This window comes from Mycolicibacterium canariasense, from assembly GCF_002101555.1.
Classification (GTDB): domain Bacteria; phylum Actinomycetota; class Actinomycetes; order Mycobacteriales; family Mycobacteriaceae; genus Mycobacterium; species Mycobacterium canariasense.
Map to the genome: position 1 here is coordinate 1 of NZ_LQOL01000060.1, position 21048 is coordinate 21048.

The 21048-nt window shown below is 65.9% G+C and carries 22 protein-coding genes; 13 read left to right on the plus strand and 9 right to left on the minus strand.

The window, feature by feature from the left end:
* Positions 1-27 precede the first annotated feature (27 nt).
* From AWB94_RS34690 to AWB94_RS21455, 4 genes are all read right to left on the minus strand, one after another.
* Positions 28-519 (minus strand): hypothetical protein, encoded by a 492-nt coding sequence (locus tag AWB94_RS34690; RefSeq protein ID WP_131805217.1) that lies wholly within the window; start codon positions 517-519, stop codon positions 28-30.
* Between the two features lie 124 nt (positions 520-643).
* Positions 644-1642 (minus strand): acetamidase/formamidase family protein, encoded by a 999-nt coding sequence (locus AWB94_RS21445; RefSeq protein ID WP_062655435.1) that lies wholly within the window; start codon positions 1640-1642, stop codon positions 644-646.
* Positions 1629-2444, minus strand: coding sequence for a CbtA family protein (locus tag AWB94_RS21450; RefSeq protein ID WP_062655434.1), 816 nt, complete (start codon positions 2442-2444; stop codon positions 1629-1631). Before AWB94_RS21450 ends, AWB94_RS21445 begins: the two co-directional genes overlap by 14 nt.
* Before the next feature lie 12 nt (positions 2445-2456).
* Complete coding sequence (locus AWB94_RS21455) at positions 2457-2684, minus strand: CbtB domain-containing protein (protein WP_062655433.1); 228 nt, start codon at positions 2682-2684, stop codon at positions 2457-2459.
* A 255-nt stretch (positions 2685-2939) separates the two neighbouring features.
* Here AWB94_RS21455 and nthB point away from each other — a divergent pair, with 255 nt between their 5' ends.
* The 6 genes from nthB to AWB94_RS21485 all read left to right on the plus strand — a co-directional run bounded on the left by nthB (position 2940) and on the right by AWB94_RS21485 (position 6896).
* Positions 2940-3638 carry a nitrile hydratase subunit beta gene (nthB, locus tag AWB94_RS21460; RefSeq protein WP_062655432.1) on the plus strand — a complete coding sequence of 233 codons (699 nt, stop codon included), beginning with the start codon at positions 2940-2942 and terminating at the stop codon, positions 3636-3638.
* Positions 3639-3672: 34 nt separating this feature from the next.
* Complete coding sequence (nthA, locus tag AWB94_RS21465) at positions 3673-4269, plus strand: nitrile hydratase subunit alpha (protein ID WP_062655431.1); 597 nt, start codon at positions 3673-3675, stop codon at positions 4267-4269.
* On the plus strand, positions 4270-4641 hold the full coding sequence (locus AWB94_RS21470; protein WP_062655430.1) for a nitrile hydratase accessory protein: 372 nt from the start codon (positions 4270-4272) through the stop codon (positions 4639-4641).
* A 9-nt stretch (positions 4642-4650) separates the two neighbouring features.
* Entirely contained in the window at positions 4651-5172 is a 522-nt protein-coding gene (locus AWB94_RS21475) for a DUF1097 domain-containing protein (RefSeq protein WP_062655429.1), read from the plus strand.
* Positions 5173-5256: 84 nt separating this feature from the next.
* A complete protein-coding gene (locus AWB94_RS21480; protein WP_062655428.1) occupies positions 5257-5700 on the plus strand; it encodes a MarR family winged helix-turn-helix transcriptional regulator in 444 nt (147 codons plus the stop codon).
* Positions 5701-5813: 113 nt separating this feature from the next.
* On the plus strand, positions 5814-6896 hold the full coding sequence (locus AWB94_RS21485) for a substrate-binding domain-containing protein (RefSeq protein ID WP_062655462.1): 1083 nt from the start codon (positions 5814-5816) through the stop codon (positions 6894-6896).
* A gap of 21 nt (positions 6897-6917) precedes the next feature.
* Here AWB94_RS21485 and AWB94_RS21490 read toward each other — a convergent pair whose 3' ends face one another.
* Together AWB94_RS21490 and AWB94_RS21495 are read right to left on the minus strand one after the other, a co-directional pair.
* Positions 6918-7682: a MerR family transcriptional regulator gene (locus AWB94_RS21490; RefSeq protein ID WP_062655461.1), complete on the minus strand. Its 765-nt coding sequence runs from the start codon at positions 7680-7682 to the stop codon at positions 6918-6920.
* Between the two features lie 85 nt (positions 7683-7767).
* The gene (locus AWB94_RS21495) at positions 7768-8301 is read right to left on the minus strand and encodes a GNAT family N-acetyltransferase (RefSeq protein WP_062655427.1); all 534 of its coding nucleotides are present in this window, start codon (positions 8299-8301) and stop codon (positions 7768-7770) included.
* 195 nt (positions 8302-8496) lie between these two features.
* Here AWB94_RS21495 and AWB94_RS21500 point away from each other — a divergent pair, with 195 nt between their 5' ends.
* From AWB94_RS21500 to AWB94_RS21510, 3 genes are all read left to right on the plus strand, one after another.
* The gene (locus AWB94_RS21500; protein WP_062655426.1) at positions 8497-8970 is read left to right on the plus strand and encodes an Lrp/AsnC family transcriptional regulator; all 474 of its coding nucleotides are present in this window, start codon (positions 8497-8499) and stop codon (positions 8968-8970) included.
* A gap of 138 nt (positions 8971-9108) precedes the next feature.
* A complete protein-coding gene (locus AWB94_RS21505) occupies positions 9109-11997 on the plus strand; it encodes an aminotransferase (protein ID WP_062655425.1) in 2889 nt (962 codons plus the stop codon).
* 23 nt (positions 11998-12020) lie between these two features.
* Complete coding sequence (locus AWB94_RS21510) at positions 12021-13376, plus strand: flavin monoamine oxidase family protein (RefSeq protein ID WP_062655460.1); 1356 nt, start codon at positions 12021-12023, stop codon at positions 13374-13376.
* A 6-nt stretch (positions 13377-13382) separates the two neighbouring features.
* Here AWB94_RS21510 and AWB94_RS21515 read toward each other — a convergent pair whose 3' ends face one another.
* The gene (locus tag AWB94_RS21515) at positions 13383-13802 is read right to left on the minus strand and encodes a DUF5313 domain-containing protein (RefSeq protein ID WP_062655424.1); all 420 of its coding nucleotides are present in this window, start codon (positions 13800-13802) and stop codon (positions 13383-13385) included.
* 81 nt (positions 13803-13883) lie between these two features.
* On the opposite strand from AWB94_RS21515, the gene AWB94_RS21520 reads away from it, so the two are divergent.
* Together AWB94_RS21520 and AWB94_RS21525 are read left to right on the plus strand one after the other, a co-directional pair.
* Positions 13884-14261 carry an ArsR/SmtB family transcription factor gene (locus AWB94_RS21520; protein ID WP_062655423.1) on the plus strand — a complete coding sequence of 126 codons (378 nt, stop codon included), beginning with the start codon at positions 13884-13886 and terminating at the stop codon, positions 14259-14261.
* Between the two features lie 29 nt (positions 14262-14290).
* Positions 14291-15895 (plus strand): SulP family inorganic anion transporter, encoded by a 1605-nt coding sequence (locus AWB94_RS21525; protein WP_062655422.1) that lies wholly within the window; start codon positions 14291-14293, stop codon positions 15893-15895.
* 131 nt (positions 15896-16026) lie between these two features.
* Here the strand turns inward: AWB94_RS21525 and AWB94_RS21530 are convergent, their stop codons facing one another.
* A complete protein-coding gene (locus AWB94_RS21530) occupies positions 16027-17049 on the minus strand; it encodes a carbon-nitrogen hydrolase family protein (RefSeq protein ID WP_062655421.1) in 1023 nt (340 codons plus the stop codon).
* Position 17050: 1 nt separating this feature from the next.
* Entirely contained in the window at positions 17051-18466 is a 1416-nt protein-coding gene (locus AWB94_RS21535) for a purine-cytosine permease family protein (protein ID WP_165605282.1), read from the minus strand.
* A 264-nt stretch (positions 18467-18730) separates the two neighbouring features.
* Here AWB94_RS21535 and AWB94_RS21540 point away from each other — a divergent pair, with 264 nt between their 5' ends.
* Complete coding sequence (locus AWB94_RS21540; protein WP_062655419.1) at positions 18731-19642, plus strand: LysR family transcriptional regulator; 912 nt, start codon at positions 18731-18733, stop codon at positions 19640-19642.
* Between the two features lie 125 nt (positions 19643-19767).
* Positions 19768-21030: a flavin-containing monooxygenase gene (locus AWB94_RS21545; RefSeq protein WP_062655459.1), complete on the plus strand. Its 1263-nt coding sequence runs from the start codon at positions 19768-19770 to the stop codon at positions 21028-21030.
* Positions 21031-21048 lie beyond the last annotated feature (18 nt).

Consider the following 21048-nt stretch of genomic DNA (forward strand, 5'->3'; position numbering starts at 1 on the left):
ACACACCCAGCCAACCAGACACCCCAATCACAGGCCGACAGCAGCTGACCGTTCTACACCCTCAATCATGAAGAGCCGGTTTACTGCAGACAAACAGATTGGGGCAATGCTATGTAGGGAGAGATCGATAGCTCGTTCATCGACGAAAAATTCACCCCATACTCGGGGCGCGTTGCTGCTAGTCCTGATGGATCTGCCGCCACGCGCTCCGGCCGCGCCGACCACCACGCTGACGAGTTCGATGCGCAGCCCCGGCCGGCGGGGTATCCGCCCGGAATATCCTGGCGGCCCTATGTCGCGGTAGCGGCGTCTGTTGCCTTTGGATGTGATGACCCTGTGGTGTGCGCGTTGCGTCAGGCGGCGCAAACTGAGCAACAGCCGGCCAGACATCACGTGGCCCAGCACCATATGCTCGACTGCCTTGCCTTTATCGGTGTGACGCTCTGCTGCAGTCAGCCTGTCGTCGACGTAGGCGACGATAGCGAATATGTTGCAGCGCTTGGCCCGTCCATCGGCCACCCAACATCGTCGAATGGCTGCGTCGTGAGGATGCTGCGATGGGCGCAGGTCACCGGGCGCCGGTGGATACGAAATGTGAGAAGCCATACTCGCACCACCGGCACGCCGAAGTGCAGGACCGCCTTTACAGTGTCTGCGCCAACTGGCGCAGCCGGGTGTGTGTGCCGTGGTAAGCGGTTGCGGCCGGTAACAGTCCCTTGTCGATCTTGGTGACCGCGCTGTAGTTCACGTCGACGACGTTGGCCAATGGTGACCGGCAGAGTTGACTGCACAGTTGGTAGGCATCGAGCTGGCCGAGGTGATAGAGCTCCTGCAGCCATCGCACCATTTCGACCTGCGAGCACCGCCAGGCATCCTCGAGCGGTCGGGCAGACCCAACCGTGAGCAAGGCGTCGTCGTGCTCGAAGCGGGGCCAGGCCGGTGCGCCGCCCTTGATCAGGTCGACGATCAGGCGGACATTCATCGCGCCTTCCAGTGCCGTGCCGCAGGTTTCGCCTTCCCCCTGCCGGTAATGGCCGTCGCCGACCGAGAACAGGGCGCCGGGGACGTTGACGCCCAGGTACACCGTCGTCCCGGCCCGCAACTCGGGGGTATCCATGTTGCCGCCGAAGTAGTCGGGCACCAGCGTGGTGCGTACCTCGCGCAGCGCCGGTGCGACGCCGACGGTGCCCAGCATCGGAGCCAGTGGCAGTGTCATCGTGAAATCGGTTTCGTGGGCGACGAAGGTTGCCAGTGCCGCGGCCCGGTCCACCTCGTAGATCCACGTGAGTTCCGGTAAGGGACTTTGCAATCCGGCAGTTCGGTCGGTGCCGGTGAGAGCGCCGAACAGGGGGATCGTTGTGGAGGCGGCCCAGTCCCGGGCCGGCTCCAGGGAGACGATGTGGATGGCGAGCGTGTCTCCGGGTTCGGCGCCGGTGACGTAGAAGGGGCCGGTCTGTGGGTTGAGCTCCTTGGGGTTGAGCACTTGACTCGGTTTGTCGGTTCGCGATGTGACCCGACCGGCGAATGCGTCTTCTGTCCAGAGTTGCAGTGCCGTGCCCGGTGCCACTTCGAGTGCCGGTTCGGCCCCGCCGAAGGTCCAGACGTACTGATCCGGTGTGGGGGTGAATTCAACGATGTCCATGCACTACCTTCGTCACGTTGGGGGTGGGGGCGTCGGAGTCACGTCGTCGGCCGGGGAGTAACAGCGCGAATCCGGCCCCGATCACCGCCCACATGATCGCCTGGCCGACCAGTGATCCGATCCGGAAGTCGCTCAACACTTCTGCGGGGAATCCGCCGAACACGAGCTCGCCTGTGGGTGCGGTGAGCGGAAGCGGTACCTCGTGGAAGGAGGGCAGTGCCGCAGCGATTGCGCACATCGCCAGTGCGTATCCGGTGACACTCACCGTGGCGGAGAGCGCGGCTCCGACCTTGGCTGTGAGCCGGACACCGATCACCGCCGCGACCACGGCCAGCGCCACGGAGGCGACCACGATCACCAGGTAGGCAGTGGTCCGATCGCCGATCGTCTCCTCCAGGCCGACGCCGGGTGGATTGGGCGGGTAGGCCAGCGACGGCACGAGGGTGATCGATACGAAAGCGGCGAGCGCCAGCCATCCGGCGACGCAACGCTGGCTGACCGAGACCCTACGTTGCAGCAACCGCACCGCCACGGTGAAAGCCACCGCGAACAGCGCACCCATCACGATGCAGAACAGGATCGTGCCGGCACCGGCACCGACGTTCTGCTGGAACGACCGGCTGAAGATCTCGTGCTCGTGCGGATGTGTGCCGCTGAGCGTGGCTTCGGCGTGCGAGCGGTCGCCCTCGTAACCGATCGCCGTGTCGATGAGCGGGGTGATCATCGTTCGCGCATACCCGAATGACACCACCCCGGCCACCAGGCCCGACCCTATGCCGAGCGCTGTGTACTTCTTTTCCATGTCGAATCACTCTCAGTGGCAGGGGAAACCCAGCATGTGCCGAGCGTCGTGGAAGAGCTCATGGACATGTGTGTCGGCGCCGAAGACCGACACGGCTCCCTGGTCGTACCCGAGGAAGTAGTAGACGATCAGAGCAAGGGTGGCCGTGGTGGTCAGCCAGAGGGCGGTGGAGACGACGGTGCTGTCGGGTGTCTCGACGGCGACCGATCGAGTGCCGGCGGAGGTGTGTGATGCGGTCATTGTTCGATCCTTCCTGAGGTCATTACTTCCATTACGCAACTATTGGTTGCCAACTGGATTCTGTTGCCCAATCGATGGGTGCGTCAACACGGGACGTATGTTTGGCCTGTTTGGAAACCCAGCCGTAACAGCGGCTGACGGGCTGTGTAAAAGCTGTGTTACGGCGGGCCGTTCCGATTGCGCGACCCGTCTGGGTGCGTTTACTTGTATTTCGGAAGTATTTGACCGACGAACTAAAGATCGGAGACCCTAGGTATGCATGGCCCACACGACGTGGGGGGACGCGACGGGCTCGGGCCCATCGCAACTGAGTTCCTCGAGCCGGGTATCCCGGATTGGCGTTACCCTTTCGAAGGCCGGATGCACGCCGTCACGGCGATGGCAATCGCCAAGGGCGCATTCAACCTCGACGAGCAGCGCCACGGTATCGAACTGATGCGCTGGAGCGACTACACCGACTCGACCTACTACGCGCACTGGCTGTTCTCGGTGGAGAAACTGCTCAACGACAAGGGCTACATCACCCACGACGAGATCGACGCGCGGATGGCCGAGTTGGGAACTCCCGACATGACGCCCCACCCCGCCAAGCCGGAAACGCTGTCGCCGTTCGCCGAGCAGATGATCGACGTGCTGTGGAAAGGCACCCCACACGATCTGCCGGCGGACGCCCCTCCGGTCTACGAGGTCGGGGCAACCGTCCGGGTGCGCAATCTCCATGAAACCACGCACAATCGGCTGCCCGGGTATCTCAATCGAGCCGTCGGTGTGATCGCCAAGCAGTATGGGGCCTACCACGACCCGGCGGCCAGCGCACACCGGCAGACCGATGAGCCGCACCAGCTGTACATGGTGCGCTTCACCTCTACCGAGCTGTGGGGTGAGCAGACACCCGAACAGTTCGACTTGTACGCCGACCTGTTCGAGAACTACCTCGAGCCCGTTACCGACTGACCGAACCCAAGAGATCACAAGGAGATTGACGAAGATGGACTGGTTGTCGCTATCCGATGTCGAAGCGCGGGTCAACGCGCTGGAGTCGCTGATGGTGGAGAAGGGTCTGGCCGAATCCGAGGCCGTCGATGCGGTCGTGGCGTCGTTCGAGAACGACATGGGCCCGGTCAACGGCGCCAAGGTGGTGGCGCGGGCCTGGACTGATCCGGACTACAAGGAATGGTTGCTGCGGGATGCCACCGCTGCCATCGCGGACATGGGCTTCACCGGTTTGCAGACCGAACACATGGTCGCGGTGGAGAACACCGCGGAAAAGCACAACGTCGTCGTGTGCACGTTGTGCTCGTGTTACCCGTGGACGCTGCTGGGTATCCCGCCCGCGTGGTTCAAGTACCCCCAGTACCGGGCTCGGGTGGTCAAGGAGCCGCGCAGCGTCCTCGCTGAGTTCGGTGTGACACTGCCCGATGAGGTCAGCATCGACGTCTGGGACAGCAGCGCCGAAATCCGTTATCTGGTGGTGCCTCAGCGCCCTGCGGGTACCGAGGGCCTTTCGGTGGAGGAGCTGATTCCGTTGATCAGCAGGGACTCGATGGTGGGGACCGCACTGGTCGGCACCGGGCCGGGGGCTTAGATGTCGGCCACCCTCGATTTCACCGAATTCGACACCGAGGGCGCCACGTTGGCGCTGCCCCGGTCCAACGGTGAACTGGTCTTCGATGCGCCCTGGCAAGGTCGATTGTTCGGTCTGGTTGTGCATTTGTGTAAGACGGGCGCGTTCGAATGGGACGAGTTCAAGACTCATCTGATCGCCGTGATCGACGAGTCCGGGCTCGTCGATGTCTGTGACCCGGGCGTGTACTACCGCCAGTTCGGCGAAGCGTTCTGCCGACTGGCGGGGCAAAAGCGCTTCTTCGAGCCTGATGCGCTGGAGCAGCGAACGCGGGTCGAGCTCGAGCACCTGTCCCACGATGATCACGATCACGATCATGACCATCATCATTAGGAGTGTGACGTGTCCAAGGTGACTGCATTGTCGATCAGCGTCGGCTTCTTCGGTGCGGTGTCGACATGGTTGACGGCGACGGTATGGCCGCTGCCGGTGTGGGTGTTGTTCCTGGCCTGGGCCTCGTTCTTCTTCGTCGGATCGGGTTGGGCAGGGTTCGTGAAATCGGTGGCGTGCAACTGGGCGGGTATCGTGATCGCGACACTGACATTGCTGTCGGTGCAGTTCACCGGTAGTGCCGTGGTGCTCGCGATCGCCGTGGGAATCGGGAGCCTGGCCATGGTGCAGGCATCGCGGCTGCGGTGGATCTCGGCAGCGCCGGCGGTGGTTTTCGGGTTCGCCATGACGGTCGGCACGATCGCGGCCACGGGCAACGGGATTACCTCTCCAGGGCTGTCCAACCCGGCGCTGGTCGCGGCGACAACCGCCTTGGTGGGGGCGACCTTCGGGATCGCCTCCGAATGGGGCGCTTCGGTGGTGGGGCGCCTGATGCGATTGCCCAACGGTGGCGAGACCGCTGCTCCCGCATGATCGGTGCAGCAGCTGTACAGATAGCGGGGATATGCTGCACCCCAACGAGTATCCGATGAACAACAGCTTCAGGCAGGAGACGAAGTGCCTTCCACGACAAGCTTGGAGAGCCTTTCCGAAGTACTGTTCGGAGTCGAGCGGTGGTGGAATGGCACACTGTCGAACGCTCTTCTCGACGCGGACGTCACAAGCCTGGACGGGTGGCGGGTGCTCGGCGCACTCCGTTCCGGCGACGGGCTGACCATGAGCGAGCTGTCTGCCGGGATGGTGATCGCACCCCCCACGCTGACCAGGATCGTGGACAAACTCGTCGACGGGGGATTCGTCTTGCGCCGCGTCGACGCGATGGACCGGCGGCGGGTGCTGGTCTACCTCTCGGCGCGGGGTAAGACCAAGGTGCGCAAGCTGATTCGGCATGAAGGGTGGGTCAAATCCACCTTGATCGAGGAGTTCGGCGAAGAGGCCGCGGTGGCATTGGTGCGGGGGCTGTCCCGGTTGGCGCAGCTGTCCGTGCCGGCCATGCGCTAGGCGAATGGTTCTGGAGGGCAACTTTTCCTCGCCAGAACAGTTGTGAAACGTCGACGTAACACCGGCGGTCGAGCATGTATCCCGAATGGCGAACATTCGTTGGAGGTGTGGTGATGAACGAGTTCGCGCCGCCGGTGCGCCGGGACACCATTGATATCGCGCTGGTCATCCCGTTCAATGGTTCGGCCGGCATCTACGGTCCGTCCTGCATGGCGTGTGCCGAACTGGCGATCGCCGAGGTCAACAACGGCTCGGGGGTGCTCGGCCGGCCGATCCGACTGATTCCGGTCGACGGCAGCAGGCCGCCCGCCGAGGTTGCCGCCGACATCTCGGCGCTACTGAGCGTCGGCGCGATCGATGCGGTCACCGGCTGGCATATATCGCCGGTTCGTCAGGCCGTGGCTCGCGTCACCGCCAATCGGGTGCCCTACGTCTACGGTCCGCTCTACGAGGGGGGCGAGCGGACACCAGGGCTGTTCCTGACCGGCGAGACCCCGTCTCGGCAGCTGCTGCCCGCCATGGATTGGATGAAGGCCGAGTACGGCATCGACAGATGGCTGCTGATCGGCAACGACTACATCTGGCCGCGACAGACCGGCTTTGCCGCGCGGTTACACGCACGTGCCCAGGGTCGCCCGCTGATCGACGAGATCTATCTGCCGCTGGGAACCGGCGACTTCACCGACGCCATCCGGCAGGTGGACAGCAGCGGCGCGGCGGGAGTGCTGCTCCTCCTGGTGGGAGGAGACGGTGTGGCGTTTAACCGGCAGTTCGCCTCGGCCGGCCTCGCCGCCTCGGTGCCGCGGTTGAGCCCGCACGTCGAAGAGAACATGCTGATGGCCAGTGGTAGTGAAAGCAATACCGGATTGTTCGCAGCGGCAGGATACTTCGAGGCGCTGAACACCACCGCAGGAGCCGAGTTCAGTAGCCGCTACTACGCGCATTTCGGAGCTGCGGCCCCAGCTCTGAACAGCATCGGTGAGTCCTGTTTCGAGGCCATCACCCTGTTGATCGCCCTCGCGTCGCGGGCGGGCTCGCTGCGGATTCCCGACATGATGACAGCCGCTCAGGGCATGACCTATATCAGTCCACGCGGCGAGGTCAGCTTGCGCGGGAACCAGCTGGCACAAGATGTGTACGTCGCCGAGGCGATAGGTCTCGAATTCGAGATCCGCGATCGCATCTTCGCCGCCTGACGGCCGAGAAAAGTGGCGCCGTCAATCCCGCTCGGCGCGGTCCGCGTTCGCGTGGATCACGGCGCGGCAGTAGGCGGCAAGACCCGCAAGCCCGAATGATTCGTCGTACCTGGCGACATACCGGGGGTCGCAGACGTACATGTCGCCCAGCTTGCGGTGAAACGCCGGCGGGCAGTCGTAGAACCAGTGATTCACGTGCAGCCGATGCTGCTCGGCGGCGTCCATCGCCTCGACCGAATCGGCCGGCAGTCCGGCCCGGAAGGCGTCGGCGAGCGCCTTCTCGACGGCCTCGCCCTCGGTCTTGATCCGGACCCAGTCCTGCTTGCCGTACCGCTGCTTGCGCCGCTGGGATTCCTTCCATTCCTCGGTTTCGCCCCACTTCTGTTCGGCCTCGGCTTGGTAGTCGTCGAAGCCCTCGCCGAACAGCTCGCGCATGTCGTCGTCGGTCATGGGGGTGTTGGTCATCGCCTTCTCCAATGCCTGATCGATTGCCTCGACGAGCTCCTTCATCTCGTCGAGCCTGGCCATGACGCGTTCGCGTTGGCGAATCAGGTGGCTGACGGCGTCGCCCTCGTTCAACAGGTTCGCGATCTCGTCGAGTGGAAGCTCCAGTCGCCGATACACGATGATCTGTGACAAGCGCGTCAGGTCGGCCGGCGTGTACACCCGGTATCCCGCGGCGGTGCGCCGGCTCGGGGTCAACAACCCGATCTCGTCGTAGTGGTGAAGTGTGCGAACCGTGATGCCGAATCGTTGCGCGACGTCGCCCACGGTCAGCCCGTCCACCTGTGTCTCCTGCGCCATGTCGTTCAGGTTGGTCCCTCACGTCGGGTGAGGGTCAAGTCATCGGCGGGATACCGCCGACCACAGATCATCGCCGGGGCGGGGCCGACGGGTGAGAGTGGGCCTCGCACACCAGATAGATCAACGGCCGGCCGCGTTCGTCGATGGTCTCGTGATGGCGGTCGAACCCGATCTTTTCAAGGACGCGCAGTGACGCCTCGTTCCAGGCGCCGACCGTCGACCAGATGCGGGTCCGGCCCGTGGCGAATGCTGCGGCCAGCACCGCCCGGGCCGCCTCCGTCGCGTAGCCCTGCCCGTGGAACCGCTGCAGCAGCTCGTACGCGATCTCGGGTTCGTCCAGGGTGCAACGCCCGACGATGAGCCCGCAGTAACCCAGAGGTTCGTCATCGGAGCGCCTGCGGATGGTCGCGAGCCCGATTCCGGTTTCACGGGCCATTTCTCGTTGCTCGGCCATCCGGCGGCGCACGCTCTCCAACGACTCGGTGGTCCCACCGTCGTGCTCACCGAGAAGTTCGTGATTCCACTCGGCATCGCTTGCCTCACGCTGCTGTAGGCGCAGCCGTGGCGTCAGGATCGACAGCTGCATCGCGGCGTAACGCATCTCGGGCTCCTGGCGTCGCGGATGTGTTCCCACGGTAGCCGCCGGTATCGTCGGGGCGAGTCAGATTCTCTCAAGCGTGGGCACCTCCGCGAGGTCCGAACGGTCGCGTACCGCGGCTTCTTGTAACTTCCCGTCGGTTACGATGCGCATTCGGCTGAACCCAGCGAGGCGCCGCACTCATACGGGGAGAAGAACATGACATCGCCTTCTTCTGAGGCCCACGACGAGCTCGACGAGATCGACCGGGTGTTGGTCACCGCGCTTCAGAAGGACGGTCGGATCGGCTACGCCGAACTGGGGGAACTGGTCGGCCTGACCGCCGGCGGCGCACGCAAGCGATTCATGCGATTGCAGGAGCGCGGGATCCTCAAGGTCGTCGGAGTCACCGATCCGCTTCGCTTGGGGTACCGCAGCATGGCCATGGTCGGCATCGTCGCCGACGGTGATATCGAGGCCATCGCGGCGGCGCTCAACGAGATCGACGACGTGATCTATGTGGTTCTCGCCGCCGGCCGGTACGACCTGCTGGTGGAGGTGATCGCGACCGACCAGGCCGGGCTGTTCGAAGTGATCAACCAGAAGGTGCGGGCCACCCCGGGTGTCGCGCGGGCCGAGACGTTCACCTACTACGGGATCCGGACGCACCGCTTCGAGTGGGGCGTGCGCTGATTCCGGTCAGGTCCGGTCATCCGGGCCACGCCTGACACCAGAGTTGGTGTTGATAACTCATGGAATGACCACACTCGGTAACGTATAGTTACCAAGCGAATCGATGCGGTTCGAATTAATGAGTCAGGTGGGAGTAGCGTGACCAGTGATCGGTGGCGCCTCGCGCGTCCCAGCGTGGAAGCCGAGGACGCCGCGCACCTGGTGGCCGAGCACTTCGGCATCCACGGCACGATCAGCGAGCTCGGCAGCCAGCAGGACCGTAACTACCGCGTCGACCCCGTCTCCGGTGACGGACTCCTGTTCAAGATCAACCACCCCTCGGTACCGACCGACGTGTTGGAGCTGCAGGCCGTGGTTTCGGACCGGCTGCGCGGGTCGGGCATCGCGACGCCCGCCGTGCTGTCCACGGTGCACGGGCAGCGATCGATCGAGGTCCGCACCGCCGATGGAAGCACGGCGCGCGCTTGCGCGTTCGAACTGGTCGCCGGGGATGCGGTCGCCGAGCTCGGGCCCATGACCGGGGTGCTCGCGGAGCAATTGGGTGCTCTGGCCGGGCGCATCGTCGGCGCGCTTGCCGGCGTCGAGCACGCCGCCTCGCACCGAGAACTCCAGTGGGAGCTCAGCCGCAGCCTCGACGTCGTCGAGACGCTGTCCGGCGATCTCCCGGCTGATCGCCGCGAGCTCTGTCTGCGCGCGGCGCGGGACGCTGCCGCACAGCTGGATACGTCGGCAGCCGCACTGCCGCGACAGATCATCCACGGCGACCTCACCAGTGACAATGTGCTTCGTGACGGCCAGGGCAGGCTCTGGGTGGTGGATCTCGGCGATGTCATAACATCCTGGCGCGTCGCCGAACTCGCCGTACTCGCGGCCGACGTTCTCGGCCGCACCGACAGTCTGGCCATGGTGGGCCGAGCGGTTCGGGGATTCGTCGGCGCCGTGCCGCTCAGCGATGACGAACTCGCCGCCATCTGGCCGATGATGATCCTGCGCGGCGCGGTATTGGCCGTGAGCGGATGGTCGCAACTGCGCATCGATCCGGACAACGGGTACGCCCGCGAGCGCCTCGAGCACGAATGGCAGGTGTTCGAGCGGACCGTCGACTGCGATGCGGCCCAAGCCATTCCGCAGCTGCGGCTGGCGGCCGGCCGGACCCATCGCCCGGGTCTCGACTATGCCGACGTCATTCCCGGACTGCGACAAGCCGCCGTGCTGGACCTGGGTGTCCGCAGCGAAGCGCTCGACGGGGGACGCTGGATCGCGCCCGGGGTGGAGCGCGAGCTGGTCCGGGAGGCGCTGTCCGGCGCCCCCGTCGCGGCAATGCGGTTCGGTGAGACCCGGCTCAGCCGTGTCTGCCTGGATGTGGGGCAACCCGCACCGACGCGTGCCCGCTGTGTGGAGCTATGGACCCGCCCGGGAACCCTTGTCAGCGCGCCCTTCTCGGGAACCCTCGTGCAGCATGACTCCGGACTGGAGCTCACCGACAACGGGGTGGTGCTGCGGATCGACGGCATCTCGAGCGTCACCGCGAGCGGCGACATCCGCGCCGGCGAGCCGATCGGCCGGGTACGTCCGGATCCGGAAGGTCTCGGCCGGATCGTTGTCACCCGCCGGGTACGGGACGCGTCCGCGGCGCCGGTGTTCGCCGGGCCGGACGACGAGTACGAAACCGATGGTGCGGCAGATCCTTCGCCGATCCTCGGGGTCGCGGCCGTGCCCGACCCGCTCCTCGAGCTGCACGTGGCACGGGAACGTCGCGACCGCGCCATGGGTGGCGCCGCCGAGCGCTACTACAGCGAGCCTCCTCAGATCGAACGAGGCTGGGGCACCAGACTCATCGACACCCAAGGCCGGGCCTACCTCGACATGGTCAACAACGTCACGGCCATCGGGCACTGCCACCCGCGGCTCGCGGACGCTGTCGGCAGGCAACTACGTCTGCTCAACACGAACTCGCGATTCCTGTATCAGGCCTACGCCGACTTCTCGGAGAGGCTGGTGGCCCAGTCGCCGGATCCGGCCCTGGACACCGTGATTCCGGTGAACAGCGGTTCCGAGGCGATCGACCTTGCCCTGCGACTCGCCCAGGTCGCCACCGGACGGCGAGATGTCATCGCGGTACGCGAGGGCTACCACGGCTGGACGATGGCGGCCGACTCGGTGAGCACATCCGCATTCGACAATCCGAGTGCCCTGTCCTCGCGACCCGATTGGGTGCACCTGGTCGACGCGCCGAACGCGTACCGTGGGCCCTTCCGGGGACAGGATGCCGGAACACGCTATGCGGCACAGGTTGCCGAAGTCGTGTCCGGACTCGTCGCCCAGAACCGCGCCCCGGCGGCCTTCATCTGTGAGCCCGTGCTCGGTAACGCCGGTGGAGTGATCCCGCCGGCGGGCTACCTGTCCGGGGCGTATGCCGCTGTGCGTCACCACGGCGGGCTTGCGATCGCCGACGAGGTGCAGGTCGGGTACGGGCGCCTCGGAAAGGCGTTCTGGGGCTCGCAATTCCAGGGTGTCGTCCCCGACATCATCGCCGTCGCCAAAGCCGCGGGAAACGCGTATCCGATCGGCGCCGTCATCACCCGCCGCGAGATCGCCGACGCTCTGCGCGAGGAGGGCATGTTCTTCTCGTCCGCCGCCGGGGCGCCGGCCAGCGCGGTGGCGGGCTCGACGGTACTCGACGTGATCCGCGACGAAGGATTGCAGGCCAACGCGGATCGGGTCGGGGAGCACCTGCGGCAACGGCTCTGCCGACTGGCCGATGAGCACCCGCTCATCGGGACGGTGCACGGGACGGGCCTGTACCTCGGTGTGGAACTGGTCACCGACCGCGAATCACGCACACCCGCAATGGATGAGACCGCGTGGCTGTGCGAGCGGATCCTGGCCTACGGCATCATCTTGCAGGCCACGTCCGAGCGTCAGAACGTTCTGAAGATCAAACCACCGCTGACGCTCACCCTCGACGAGGCGGATGCTTTCGTGGATGCTTTGGATCGGGTGCTGACCGAACTCGGCGACCGATGATCACAGAGTCGAAGAGGATGTCGATGGACACATTCGATACCGTCGTGGTGGGTGCCGGCGTGGCCGGCCTGACGGCGGCGAGGTTGCTCAGCCTGGCCGGCCGGCGGGTGGTGGTGCTCGAGGCGCGGGACCGGATCGGCGGCCGGTTGTGGACGGATCGCTCGGCGGGGTTCTGTGTGGATCTGGGCGCGTCGTGGATTCACGGTATCGAAGGCAACCCGTTGACCGATCTGGCCGCGGCGTTCGGGATGGACACCGTCGAGTTCACGGTGGGTGCGTTCCAACCCGACAGCCGACCGATCGCCAACTACGACCCGGCTTTCCGGCCGCTGGATCCCGCCGCGGCACGGCGGTGGGCCGACGACGTCCATGCCGCGGATGCCGAACTGGAACGGATCGTTGCGGCGTCGAGCGCCGGGCAGAGTTATGCCGACGTGGCGGCGCAGGCGGTGGCCGCGCAGGGCTGGGATACCGACCGTGGCCAACGGGTATGGGAGTTCTACCGTCATCGCACCGAAGAGCAGTGCGGCGCGCACATCAGCGATGTCGCGGCGCACGGTCTGGACGAGGATGCGATTGTCGGGGATGAGGTGATCTTCCCGGGTGGTTATGACCAGCTGGCGGTGAATCTCGCTGGCGGACTGGATATTCGGCTCGACCAGCTGGTGCGGACGGTCACGTGGTCGGAGGCAGGCGTGCGGGTCGAGACCGATGCGGCCGCCTTCGAGGCGCGCAATGTGGTGATCACCGTCCCGCTGGGGGTGCTCAAGGCCGGTGCGATCGAGTTCGTGCCCGCCCTGCCGGACGTGGTCGCCGGCCCGATCGAGCGGTTGGGCATGGGCGTGTTCGTCAAGGTGTTCGTTCAGTTCCCGCACCGGTTCTGGCCCGACGATGTGTATGCGATCCGCCAGCAGGGTGCTGCCGGTGACACCTGGCATTCCTGGTATGACGTGTCGGCGGTCAGTGGGCAGCCGATGTTGTTGACTTTCGCCGGTGGACCACGCGGGCGGGAGGTGGAGGCGATGAGCGATGAACAGGTCGTCGCTTCGGTGGTGAGTTCCCTGCGGCAGATCTACGGTGACAGCGTCGACGAGCCGGTCGGCTCGTGGGTGACAGGGTGGGGGAGCGATCCGTTGTCTCGCGGTTCGTATTCGTATGTGGCGGTGGGTGCAACGCACGAGGATCACGACGCGATGGCCACCCCGGTGGGCGGTGCGGTGCACCTGGCCGGCGAGGCGACGTGGAGTACCGATCCCGCGACGGTGAACGGGGCGCTGCTGTCCGGGCACCGCGCGGCCGAACGCGTCCTCGGGCGGCCGATCCCACTTGCGACGCTGCCGAAGCGTCAGGGCGGATCGGTTCTCGGCGTCGAATCCTGAGACACCTCAGATGTCGTGACTGCTGGGCCCGCCGGATCTCGGGCCGTAGCGCTGCTCGTAGGCCCGGTGGATATGTGCGTTGCGCTCACGGGAGAGCTTGTCGACGAGACCGGTGCTCAGGCCGTGCTTGGCCAGCATGTGACGCCGCCACACCTTGTTGAGTGCGTGCGAGAAGAACACGAACGGGATGAAGATGGGCAGCGTCATGCTCACGTGCAGATAGAGCGACATCGGGATGAACCAGATGGGTGCCAGGACCAGGACGGCCGGCACGGCCACCCTGGCCATCATGCGCACGGTCGCGCCCGGACCCGCGAGGTCCTGAGCAACCCAGGCCCGCATGGAGTCCGGCAACCGCTTGCCGTAGCAGTACGCGATGTACTGCAGCGCACCCGGCCTGGATGTGGGCACGTGTTCGGTCGGCATGGACCGAGCATAGCTAGCGGTATGATGGATTGCGAATTATCGCAATCCACTATCCATGCACCATGTGAGGGGCCGAGCAACGTGGCGGACAGCTTCCTGGGCGGCGCTGAGCGACCGTTGTACGAGATCAAGGCCAACCTGTTCAAGGCGCTGGCGCATCCGGCGCGCATTCGCGTGCTGGAGATCCTGTCCACCAACAGCGCCCCGACACCGGTCAGCACGATCCTGGCCGAGAGCGATCTCGAACCGACCCTGCTCTCCCAGCACCTGGCCGTGCTCAAGCGCCACCACGTAGTCAGCGGCCAGCGCGTCGGCAATGCCGTCTACTACCAGCTCGCGCATCCGAAGATCGCCGAGCTGTTGGTGATCGCGCGCACCTTTCTGGTGGACACCCTTGCCGCACAGCGCGATCGGCTGGACGCGGTGGGGTCCCTGCCTCCCATCGGCTCGGCGACGTGATCGGCCAGCAGGTTCGCCGGGCTGTTCGGATGCTGCCGCGTAGCGCCGACTACACCGGCCTGCGCACCACCTGGACACGCGACCTCGTCGCCGGGCTGACCGTCGGCGTGGTGGCACTACCGCTGGCATTGGCGTTCGGAATCAGCTCGGGTGTCGGCGCGGCGGCCGGCCTGGTGACGGCGGTTGTCGCGGGCGTGGTGGCCGCGGTGTTCGGCGGCTCACATGTCCAGGTGTCGGGTCCGACGGGGGCAATGGCGGTGGTGTTGGCGCCCATTGTCGCGCTCTACGGGGTGGGCAGCGTCGCGCTGGTCACCGTGCTGGCCGGCGTGATCGTCGTCGTCGCCGGCATGACCGGGCTGGGGCGCGCCGTGACGTTCATCCCGTGGCCGGTGATGGAGGGATTCACCCTCGGCATCGCGGTGATCATCTTCCTACAACAGGTTCCGGCCGCCTTCGGCCAGCCTGTCCCGCAGGGCCGGTCCCCGCTGGCCGCCGCGGCGCAGGTGGTGGCGGCGGCGGACGTCGGCACCGCCGGTGCCGCACTGGTGGTGGTGCTGGTGACGGCCGCGCTGATGGTCGTGCTACCCCGGCTGCATTCGGCACTTCCGGCCTCGCTGCTGGCGGTGATCGCCGCGACCGTGCTGGCGGCGGGCTTCAGTCTGACGGTCGCGCGCATCGGCGCGTTACCGGACCGTCTGCCGACTCCGCAGTGGCCGCACACGGACCTCGCCGCGCTGAAGACCCTCGCCGGTGCGGCGCTGGCCATCGCCGCCCTGGCGGCCATCGAGTCACTGCTCTCGGCGCGGGTGGCCGCGGCGATGTCCGCGACCGGACCCTATGACCCCGATCGTGAACTGGTGGGCCAGGGTTTGGCCTCGGTCGCCTCCGGGGTGTTCGGCGGGATGCCGGCCACCGGCGCGATCGCGCGCACCGCGGTGAACGTCCGCTCGGGTGCGCGAACCCGGGTTGCCGCCATCACGCATTCGGTGCTGCTGCTGGCCGTGGTGTACCTCGCCAGCGGCCCGGTAGGGGAGATCCCGCTGGCGGCACTTGCCGCGGTGCTGATGGTGACCGCCTTCCGCATGGTCCCGTACCGCAGCATCGTCCGGATCGTGCGGGCCAGCCGGTCGAGCGCGGTCACGTTCGCGCTGACCGCCGTTGTCACGGTCTGTTTCGACCTCATCGATGCCGTCGAGATCGGTATCGCGGTGACCGCGCTGTTCGCCCTGCGGGCCCTGGCCCGGCGCAGCAGCGTCGCGCGGGAAGAGCTTCCTGGGCCGGCCGAGCCGGGGGACGAGCGGATCGCGTTGCTTCGGCTCGACGGTGCCATGTTCTTCGGTGCGGCCGAGCGTATTTCGGCCGCAATCAGCGACGCGCGTCATCCCGAGGTGGATGTGGTGATCATCCGGCTGTCCCAGCTCGGTTTGCTCGACGCTACCGGGGCGCACACCCTGGCCCAGATCACCAGCGAGCTGGAAGCCAGCGGCATCACCGTCATCATCAAAGGCGTTCAGCCCGAACATGAGTCGCTGTTGCGAAACGTCGGCGTCTTCGACGGCCTGCGTCACGACAACCATCTCGTCGACACCCTCGACGAGGCGATCGCGCATGCCCGCAGACACGTGGCGGCATAACGCCGACGACGGTCCAGGTTGACGCGGCCACAACAGGACATCGCGCGTCCGTGAAGCATCGCGATGTCATTGTTCAGCAGCAGATTCCCGATGGCCAACGCATCGTCGCGCAGGTAGTCCATTTCGTTGCGTCAGTCGGACTCCGGCGGGACGGACACGAAAGACGCCGGCTCCGACGGTTGTGAGCCGTCAGGAAGTCCGCGATGCTCGACCGTGGTCCGAGGGCTCCGGTTCAGGAGCAGTCGGGTGGCGTCGGCGCGGGCGTAATGACCGGCGGGATCGGCGGCTTGCTTGGCACGGCGTATCTCACTGAAGTCGAGATCTGCGATCAGCAGCGCTTGTTCGTCGGAGCCCAGAGGGCCGGCGATCGTGGCTCCATTGGGTCCGAAGATCGTGGTCGTGCCACCGCCGCGCTTGAGCAGCCGGCGTTGCTCGTCGGTGCTGCAGAGCTGCTCGATCACCGAGTCCTCGACGACGGAGGTCACGGCGAGCACGAAACCTTGGCCTTCGAGCGCATAGGTCCGGGACGCCGCCATGTTGGCTTCGACCCCGAGTGCGTATGCGTCGTCTTCGTAGATCGACAGCGCGGGCCAGGCGGCGATATGGATCTGCTCGCCTTGGGCGTACATCGCGTACTTGCTCAGAGGCTGCAGGTGCTCCCAGCAGTTCAGCCCTCCGATACGGCCGATGGGGGTTTCGAGGACGAACAGGTCACTACCGTCACCCTCACCCCAGATGCTCCGCTCGACGTGAGTGGGCTTGAGCTTGCGGTGCCTGCCGCGCAGTGACCCGTCGTGCGAGACGAAGAACTGAGTGCAGTACAGGCTGCCGCCGTCGCGTTCGGTGGCGCCCAGAACCACCTCGATGTCATTGCGTTCGGCGGCTTCGCCGATGGCCCGCAGCTCTTTTCCGTCCGCTTCGACGCTGTTCTGGTGCAGCCGAACGAAGAAATCGGATCCCCAGCGCGGGTTGCCGAGCCAAATCCAGAAGGGAAATCCCGGCAGCCAGCTCTCGCCGAAGGCGATGAGTTTGGCTCCCTTGCTGCTTGCCTCGTCGATGAGGGCGATGGCTTTGTCGACGCTGGCTTCCCGGTCCATCCACACCGGTGACGCCTGTGCTGCTGCCACCCGGACAACCGGGTCGCGGTCACCCATGTCACGCCACCTCCGGCACATGGTTGTCGTCGACGGTCGATGCGATGGCGGTGTCGGCGCGGTCGGGGTGATCGGCTTCGATCGGTAGCCCCGTGATCTTCCACAGCACCGCGTAGATCGCTCCGGGAACGATCATGCCGACGAGCCAGGAGATGTCGAACCCCAGTCGGGTGGCGAGAGGTCCGGTGTAGAACGTCGTGCTGATGAAAGGCGTCAGCGCAAGACACCCGATGAGATACGCGCCGATACCGATCCAACTCACGCCACCATAGCGACCTCGCGGTGTGAAGAGGTCCGCGACGCTGTAGTGGCCCTTGCGGACCAGATAGAAGTCGACCAAGTTGATCGCCGACCACGGGATGAGGAAGGCAATGAGGAAGAACACGAAATTCTCGTAGGCCAGGACGAGGTCCTCGGAGAGGAACACCGCCCCGGCGGTGCCGAGAATTCCGATGGCGGTCATGAACGCCAACCGCAACGACCTGGAGGGCGCGGAATGCTCAGCCCTCAGTGTCGTGGTGATGGTCATGGCGGAAATCGACGCGCCGTAGATGTTCAGGGCGCTGATGTTGATCAGGCCCAACAACAGGGCGAGCAGGACCAGGACCCGCACCACCGGGCCGGCGGTTCCCGCCATTGTCGCGACGGCTTCGACGATGCCCAGGGAGGAGTAGGCGTACTGCAATGCGGCGCCGACGACGAAGATCCAGATGCCGGCCAGTGAGATGCCGGCGTAGGTGTACCAGAACGTCGGCGCGGCCTTGGTGTCGGCGGGCAGGTAGCGGGAGTAGTCGGCGACGTAGGGACCGTAGGTGATCATGTACGCCGCGACGATCCCCAACACGAAGAAGAATCCGGTTGTGGAGAAACCGCCGGCATCGATCGACACGTCGGCTGCCACGCCCGGCCAGTGGATGATCGCGATCACCGTCAACAGTGCGAAGACGGCGATGAACACCGGCGTGATGATCTTGCCGACGACGTGCAAGGTGCGGTAGCCGAAGACGACGAGAATCACGGCCAGCGCACCGCCGAGCAGGATCCCCCATTCGAGGCCACCGCCGAAGAGTTCGGCGAACACCGAGCCCATCAGGATGGCGCCGCCGCCGAAGAAGCCGAGGTACATCGCGATGACGGCGACAAGGGGCACGTTGGCGCCGTAATAGCCGAATTGCGCGCGACTTTGGACCATCTGGGGCAGTCCGAGCGCCGGCCCTTGCGCCGAATGGTAGGCCACGAAAATGGCGCCGACGAGCGTTCCGATCGTGATGGCGATCGCGCTCCAGAGCAGGCTCAGATGGCTGAAGACGGCAAGAGATCCCGTCAACAGCGTGACGCCCATTGCGTTCGCCCCGAACCAGAGGGTGAAGAGGTTGCGCGGCGCGCCATGACGATGGTGATGGGGGACGAAGCCCACGCTGTGAACCTCGATGGTGGGCGCTCTGTCGGGACGCGTCGGAGAAGTCATGCCATTCCGCTCTCTGTGTGATCGGTGCCAGCTTGTTGGCTATAGTCGTGCCAATCCCCGGTTCGTCAAAACGAGACTTTTAGATGATCAGCATCGTAAAAATCGATCGTCCGCGGTGAGGGGCCGCGAAACCACTCGCGCCGCCCCGCTCTGCACTCGGCCAAATCGACGTCGCAACTTGTGAAATCCGATCCGTCCCCAACGAGGTGCCCTATGTCCGACTACACCTTGCGCCAGCTCGAGTACTTCGTCGCCGTGGCCGAGGCCGGCAGCGTCACGCGCGCCGCGGCATCGGTACACCTGTCCCAGTCGGCCATGTCGGCCGCGCTGGCCGACCTCGAAAACGCGCTGTCGGTACAACTTCTCGTGCGCCATCACGCGCGCGGCATCAGCCTGACGCCGGCGGGCAAGGAACTGCTCGTGGCCAGCCGCCAACTCTTGGCGTCCGCAGCCGACCTCCGCGCCGTTGCGCAGGGTCTGGGCACCTCGCTCAGCGGCACCCTGTCCATCGGGTGCTTCCAGGTCGTCGCCCCGTATCTGTTGCCCGAGTTGCTCGCCGCGGTGGCCGAAAAGCTGCCCCGGCTGCACCTGCACACCACCGAGGTCGATCTCGCCGATCTCGCCGAGGGTGTCGCCAACGGCACCTTCGAACTGGGCATCGGATATGACCTGGTGGACGATCCGCGATTGAAGCGCTGGCCGTTGTTCACCCTGCCGCCTTACGTGCTGCTGTCCGGGGAGCACCGCTTCGCGACCAGGGACAGCATCGACCTCGCCGAATTGGCCGACGAACCCATGGTGCTGCTGGACCTGCCGCACAGCCGCGACTACTTCCAGAGTGTGTTCGCCGCCGCCGGTGTCACGCCCAACATCCGGTTCCGATCCACCACGGTGGAGACGTGCCGGGCGCTGGTCGGCCGCGGCCTGGCCTACTGCGTGCTCAACCTGCGCGCGGCGGTGCCGACCGCCCTCGACGGGCATCCCGTCGCCGCGGTGCCGATCAGCGGTGACCCGCCCAGCCTCACCGTCATCCTGCTGGACGCCGTCGCCGCCCGGCCCACCCGGCGTGCGGGCGTCGTCGCCGAGTTGTGCCGCACGTTGTTCGCCAATCCGCCAGGAGTCTGACGCCTCCGACGTGCGAGGATCGTTTTCTCCGATGCCGTACATCGGATCTATGCGCTGTACAGATGTAGCCGTCGGGCTGAACCATGGAAGACGCGAGCAAGGTAGCCGATTCTGGGGAGGTCAAGTTGTCGAGCCAAGAGGTCGAGGTTCTCGTCGTCGGGGCGGGTCAGGCGGGGATCGCGATGAGCGAACACCTCTCGGCTCATGGCGTGCCACATCTGGTCCTCGAGCGCGATCGCGTCGCCGAACGCTGGCGGTCATGGCGCTGGGATTCGTTGGTGGCCAACGGCCCCGCTTGGCACGACCGCTTCCCGGGGCTTGAGTTCGACGTCCCGCCGGACGCGTTCGCCGGCAAGGAGCAGGTCGCCGACTACCTGGTGGCCTACGCTGACAAGATCGACGCACCGATCCGTACCGGTGTGCAGGTGAACTCGGTCCGAAAGGTGGACGGGCATAACGGCTTTCACGTCGATACCTCCGACGGCAGCATCCACGCCCAATTCGTGGTGGCCGCCACCGGCGCCTTCCAGAAGCCGGTCATCCCACCCGTCGTCCCCGACACCGCCGGGGTGCGCCAGATTCACTCCAGCGGCTACCGCAATCCCGGGCAGTTGCCCGCCGGTGCGGTCCTGGTGATCGGGGCCGGGTCGTCCGGGGTGCAGATCGCCGACGAGCTCCGGCAGTCCGGCCGGCGGGTCTATCTCGCGGTCGGCCCGCACGACCGCCCGCCCCGCCGGTATCGCGGCCGCGACTTCTGTTGGTGGCTGGGTGTTCTGGGCAAATGGGATATGGCCGCCCCACCGCGCGGCGCCGAGCACGTGACCATCGCCGTCAGCGGCGCACACGGTGGGCACACCGTCGACTTCCGTGACCTGGCCGCCACCGGCATCACCCTGCTGGGCATGGCGGGTGCGTACCGGGACGGCGTGATGACCTTCGCCGCGGACCTGCGTGAGAACATCGAACGCGGCGACGCCAACTATCTTTCGATGCTCGACGAGGCCGACGCCTATATCGCCCGCAACGGGCTGGACCTGCCCGAGGAACCCGAGGCCAGGACGTTCGGCCCGGACCCGGAGTGCATCACCGACCCGATCGGTTCCCTGGACTTGGCGGCCGCCGGCATCACGTCCATCGTCTGGGCCGTCGGGTTCGCTTTCGACTACGGCTGGTTGCACGTCGACGCTTTCGACGAGCACGGCCGGCCGCGCCACCAGCGCGGCGTATCCACCGAACCAGGAATCTACTTCCTGGGACTGCCATGGCAATCGCGGCGCGGATCGAGCTTCATCTGGGGTGTTTGGCACGACGCCAAATACCTGGCCGACCAGATCATGATCCAGCGCGGCTACCTGGCCTACCAGGCGCCGGCACTCGCCGATCGCTGACGGCCCAACGTGATCCAG